This window comes from Anaerolineales bacterium (genome assembly GCA_022866145.1).
Lineage (GTDB): Bacteria > Chloroflexota > Anaerolineae > Anaerolineales > E44-bin32 > PFL42.
This window is the reverse complement of sequence record JALHUE010000099.1, coordinates 1-1,770: the sequence shown is the minus strand read 5'-3', so window position 1 is coordinate 1,770 and position 1,770 is coordinate 1. Positions and strand designations below refer to the sequence as shown.

Below are 1,770 nucleotides of genomic sequence, written 5' to 3'. Positions count from 1 at the left end.
CGGCGCCTTGGGCGGCGCGCTGCTGGTTGCCTCGCAACAACGACTCGACAATCCGATGCTCGGCAAAGCCATGGGTCTGGTCGTCCTCGGCGCCTGCGTCGGAGCCTTCATCGCCTTGATCAGCGTCCTGCTTTCCAGGGCCTGGCTGGAAGTGGTCTCGGGAAAGCTGCGAGGGGCGGAGTTCATGCTGGACAAGTACCTCAAGGCCGGCGGCCCGGCCGCCATCCTCGGCAGCGACGCCCTCAAGGCCGACATCGCCCTGCCGGACCCCGATATCGCTCCCCAACACGCCATGCTGGTCGGTGCCGGCACACACCTGAACCTCAAGGACCTCAGCTTGAAGGGAACCTACGTCAACAACCGCAAGGTCGAGATAGCCGCCTTGGCGGACCACCAGAAGATCCGCATGGGCAACACCGAGCTGGTGTATCACGAGAGAAGGTGACGAGATGACCCTCCGGATGTCGCGCTCCTTGGTGCTGCTGTCTCTCGGCGCCTTCGCGTTCTCACCGCTCGCGGCCAAGCCCGGAGCGGCAGCCCAGGCCGAAGACGACCTGATCGTGCACGTGACTCAGATCGACCGGTCGCAGTTTCCCGCGGTGCAGGTGTTTGTCTCGGCAACCGATGCCTCCGGAGAACCGATGCCGATCGCGCCCGAGCGGCTTCAGCTGTTCGAGAACGGCGAAGCGGTCCGACTCGAGTCGGTCAGCGGACAAGGGGAGATCGGCCCGCTAACCACGCTGCTGGTGATCGATGTCTCTGGAAGCATGGCCGTGGCGGGCAAGCTCAAGGCGGCGCAGGCCGCCGCCCATGCCTATGTCGACCAGATGCGGGCCGGCGATCAGGCGGGGATTCTGGCCTTCAATGTCGAGAGCGACTTGGTGCAGCCGGTCACCCAGAATCGCGCTGCCCTGCACCAGACGATCGATGGACTGGAGACGCAGGATGACACGGCGATGTACGACGCCCTGCTCGAAGGCATCGAGCTGCTCGGGTCCATTCAGGGCCGCAAGGCGATCATCGCCCTGACCGACGGCATGGACAATTCCAGCCAGGCGTCGCAGGACGCAGTCATCGGGCAGGTCCGCGAGGGCGAGCTGTCGATATCCTCCATCGGGCTTGGCGACCGCTCACAGCTCGGGGTTTCCTTCGCCGGTCTGGATGACGAGTCGCTGCGTCTGCTGGCGGAGAACGCCGGTGGCGCATTCGGGCTGGCGGCTGACCAAGCCAGCCTGACCGCCTTGTACCAGCAGCTCGGCCGCGCCCTGCAGAGCGAGTACCGCATGTCCTACACGACTCAGGCGCCCCTGCGGGACGGCCTCAACCGCATCCTGACCGTCCGCCTGAGCGACAGCGACGTCTCGGCCGAGGCGGCCTACAACCCCGGCGGTGTCCTGCCGGAGGTGGCAGCGTTCCCCTCGTGGGCACTGTTCGGCGCAAGCCTGGGCGTGCTCCTCGCACTGATGCTGCTCCCAGGCCTTCTGCGCGCAGGCTCCCGCCTGCTCCACAGGACCGAACCAGCCCCGGCCAAGAAGGCCGCCAAAGGCTCTCGTGTCCGGCTGCGAGATGAACCTCCGCCTGCTGCGCCGCGCAAAGTGAAGCTGCGATAGACTGATTGATAGGCTCGACGCCGAGACGTGAGGCTGACGAGAGCGACCTAGACGGAAGTCCGGGGTGGCCAGGCGCAGCCCGAGAGATCCATGGGCGGCTTCGACCTCCCGCGTGACCGGCTCCGGGTGGTGAGCCCGCTTGGGAGCCCGACGCCTTCTG

At 66.5% G+C, this 1,770-nt stretch carries 2 protein-coding genes; both read left to right on the top strand.

Translation table 11 applies throughout. From position 1 onward, the window contains the following. Nucleotides 1-445 (top strand): FHA domain-containing protein (locus MUO23_03240; protein ID MCJ7511970.1); only part of this gene is annotated, 445 nt, incomplete at its 5' end. A gap of 4 nt (nucleotides 446-449) precedes the next feature. Next, nucleotides 450-1,610 (top strand): VWA domain-containing protein, encoded by a 1,161-nt coding sequence (locus tag MUO23_03235; GenBank protein ID MCJ7511969.1) that lies wholly within the window; start codon nucleotides 450-452, stop codon nucleotides 1,608-1,610. Nucleotides 1,611-1,770: the final 160 nt, after the last annotated feature.